This window comes from Synergistaceae bacterium (genome assembly GCA_017444345.1).
Taxonomy (GTDB): domain Bacteria; phylum Synergistota; class Synergistia; order Synergistales; family Aminobacteriaceae; genus JAFUXM01.
The window spans coordinates 1-3,628 of the sequence record JAFSWW010000026.1 but is presented as its reverse complement, the minus strand read 5'-3'; the positions used below and the strand labels follow the sequence as shown (position 1 = coordinate 3,628).

General features: G+C 39.6%; 3 protein-coding genes. 1 reads left to right on the top strand and 2 read right to left on the bottom strand.

What is annotated here, in order from left to right:
* Positions 1-102 precede the first annotated feature (102 nt).
* Positions 103-1,068 carry a hypothetical protein gene (locus tag IJS99_01670; GenBank protein ID MBQ7560528.1) on the bottom strand — a complete coding sequence of 322 codons (966 nt, stop codon included), beginning with the start codon at positions 1,066-1,068 and terminating at the stop codon, positions 103-105.
* A gap of 156 nt (positions 1,069-1,224) precedes the next feature.
* Positions 1,225-2,610: an excinuclease ABC subunit UvrC gene (locus IJS99_01665; GenBank protein MBQ7560527.1), complete on the bottom strand. Its 1,386-nt coding sequence runs from the start codon at positions 2,608-2,610 to the stop codon at positions 1,225-1,227.
* Positions 2,611-3,323: 713 nt separating this feature from the next.
* Here IJS99_01665 and IJS99_01660 point away from each other — a divergent pair.
* On the top strand, positions 3,324-3,628 hold a 305-nt coding region (locus IJS99_01660; protein ID MBQ7560526.1), incomplete at its 3' end, for a hypothetical protein.

Here is a 3,628-nt window from a genome sequence, read left to right as displayed (position 1 = left end):
CGTGAGCCGTGAGCCGTGAGCCATTATACTGGGAATTTGCGTTCATTGTCAATTAGTCCTTTCGCGTAAATTTGACAAGATTATAAATTACTCCCTTAATATTTACCAGTAACAGGCGTTCTCTACATTTTTTGCGTTCTTGGGAGTCTCTTCTGCGCTTGGCCTTACCCACGCGGGATTTGATGTCATTGCGCTTCCGTCCCAGCGTTTATTTCTTATTCCGAATAAAATCTGAACTGCTCCGCCCATATGTATAGAAATTTTCCCGGCGGCCTTTATTTTTGCTGCTAATGGGAAACCGTACGCGCCGCAGCCTATTATAGCAACGTCAAAATCTTCTTTCATTGCTTCGTTATACATGTAGTCAAGAGCTTCAAACCAGTTATTGAATCTGTCATCACGATTAAATGCTATAGTCTGGACTGCTTTGTGAACGATTAATTTTTTGAATTTCGGCAAAATATTTGTTCCCGGAAATAAAAGCTCCCTTTTCTGGTATTGCTGCTCTGTAGATTTTGCGAAGGGGGTAATTACCAAAACTTTTTTGTCCTCAAGTGCTGCGCTCCACCAGTTACCCTCTTTAGAGTGATAAGGCTCTACACCGGGCAGCCAGCAATAATTTGGGTTATTTCCGTATTTGCTTAACTCGTACTGTTCCATAAACATAATCCATATCGCCATTAAATCAACTTGAGAAGTTGCCCATCTCATAATCTCAGCAAATTTTATCATCAATTTTTTGTCATTCGGGAAAAATCCGGCGTTATTCTGGAGTGCATAAAACGCTTTTCCGACGGGAGCGATAAAGCCCTTGTTATCTTCTCTGACGTGCCACATCGCATTTAATTCAACATTGCCGTAACGACCGGCCATGAAGGGTTTGCCTGCTCTGATTGCTGCTGCGATAAATTTATTAGCTTCTTCTACGTTCATAATTTTTCTGCCGTTGTAGGGATCAGGAGCGAACCATTTTTTTCTTCTGCGTCTGTCTGAACGTACTTCATTAATAAATGCTGTTGTATATTCTTGTGAAACACGGCCAAATAAACGGGAAATTTTTACACACATGACAAGAGATTCCATTTTTATATAATACTTGCAATTGCGTAAAAAAGTGTAGATTTTATTCCATAATAGTTTGCCGTGAGCCGTGAGCCATTATACTTTGATGCTTCGTTCACTGTCAATCAGTCCTTTCGCGTAAGTTTAGCAAGATTATAAATTTTACTCTTTCAGCGAGTCAAGAATCTTTCTCGCAAGAATCGGCCCTATACCAGGAATTTTTTCGAGATCTTCCGGCTGTAACTCTGAAATTTTCTTAGCACTCCCGAATTTAACGAGCAACTCACTAGCTTTCTTGCGTCCGATTCCCGGTATATCGTCGAGTCTCGAATGCCTGAAAACTTTTCCGCGCGCGCGTCTTTGAGTCGTAATTGAATATCTGTGAACTTCATCTCTTAACCGCTGGAATAACTGCAAAGCAACATCATCACGGCCAAGTCTCAAGGGTTCGGGTTTGTCCGGCAAAAAAATTAATTCCTCGCGTTTTGCAAGAGCTATCAACGGCAAATTTAGTCCAAGCTCATTTATCGCGCGCAAAGCAAATTTTAACTGTTCGGGGCCTCCGTCGATTAAAGCTAATTGGGGTGCAGGTTCAGAATTATCTATTACGTGGCTGTAACGTCTCTTTACTGTCTCATAGATTGAAGCAAAGTCATTTATTTCGCCTTCATTAAGTGATCTTATCTTGAATCGTCTGTAAAGATTCGGACTCGGTCTCCCCTGTTCGAACACTACACAGCAGCCGTAAGTGTCATGCCCAGATGTGTGAGAAATGTCAAAAGCGTCAATCCTCCATGGTAAAATTTTTAGGCTCAATAATTCCTGAATGCGGTTTAACACTTGCCACGTTTCATTGTCTAAGTCTTCCTGAAGGGCTGACGAAATTTTTTGACGAGATAATTTCCATATTGCACGAATTGCATCGCGATAGTTTGCGGCCTTCTCGAACTCTAAATTTTTTGCGGACTCGTTCATTCTTGCGCGTAATCTCTCGACAAGTTCTGCTTGCTTGCCCTCAAATAATAAAATTATGTCGCTGACTCTTTCCCGATATTCTGAACGCGAGCATAACCCCGCACACGCACCCATTGAGCGGCCGAGATTATATTCAACGCAGGGACGTTTATTTTTGTCGGGATTGATTCGTGATTTGCAGATTCTCAGCGGGAAATAACGTTCAGTCAAGCGCATTAAATTTCGTATTGTGCCTGCGTCTACGAATGGTCCGAGATATAAAGCTCCGTCGTTACTCTTATGTCTGGTAATTTCTAGTCGCGGGAAATCTTCATCAGTTATCTTGACATAGGGATATCTGTCGCCCATTTTTAGCTCTATATTGAAGAACGGTTGATATTTGCGTATTAATTTTGCTTCAACGATAAGGGCTTCAGCTTCTGTTTCTGTGCGGATTATGGAAATATCTTCAATCAGCGAGACTAATTTATTTAATCGTGCTATAGCGTGCGAGTGCCTGAAGTAAGATGAGACTCTGCGCTTTAATTTCTTTGCTTTACCGACATAAATAATTTTGCCTTCAGAGTCCCGCATTAAATAGACTCCGGGTCGTTCGGGTAAAGTTTTAAGGATTGCAGAAATTTTTTCTTTCACGTTATATTACCTCCCTGCGTTATGTATCAGCAATAAATTTTACACGTTACATTTACCTAATTATTTATTTCGACTTTGTCATAGTTTACTATAAAGTCTTTCGGAAATGTGGATTTATAATTACTGACGGGGAAAAAACGAGTCGCACACATACAAGAAATTTAATATGTAAGCTCAACAAAAATATCTTGTCATAGTTTCCCGAAAATGTTTATTGTTATATAATCATAAATTACTAATTCTCGGATATAATTTTTCGAGGAGCTGTAAATTTTTTACAACTACATTTACAACTACAAAAATATTTAATTATTCACGCAATCGCAATTATTCACGCAGAAAAAATTTTTATCAGCACACAAATTTTCACGCACAAATTTTTTCATGAGACTTTGTTATAGCAAATACACTTGAATAGCTGTAAAAACTTTTGCACGTCGGCGCTACCCCTTCAATCCGGGCGGGTGGGTGGGCAGAACGAATTATATAAGCGCGATAAATTATTTGCATTGCAGCAGGATATAGAAAGTTAAGTGCGTTGACTATATAATTCACGGGAAAATTTTTATACAGGAGGATTTATTATCTCGATCGTTCTTGCATTTTACGGAATATCTTGCGCCGAAGAGATTCAAGCGTGGAATATCGAAAAAATGATTCATCCGGACTTAAAACAGGCTTTCACGCAGCAAAATTATATGGCCATAACGCACGAAAATATTAATGAAGTCAGGAAAAATTTTATTGTTGCTCCTGAGAATCTGCCGAAAGATTCAGAAATCGAAATTTATGACGAAATTATCAGCAATAATTTACGCGTTCGAGTCTATAAGCCCGCAAATGTAACCGGAAAATTACCCGCCTTCTTATGGATTCACGGAGGCGGACACATTTTAGGGACTCCTGAAGCAAACGAACAATTAATGATAGACATAATCAAGCGCGTAAAATGCATTAT

What these genes read in the sequence shown, in the direction of transcription:
- IJS99_01670 (MBQ7560528.1), bottom strand. Translation starts at nt 1,068, where the DNA reads ATGTGTGTAAAAATTTCCCGTTTATTTGGCCGTGTTTCACAAGAATAT.
- IJS99_01665 (MBQ7560527.1), bottom strand. Translation starts at nt 2,610, where the DNA reads ATGCGGGACTCTGAAGGCAAAATTATTTATGTCGGTAAAGCAAAGAAA.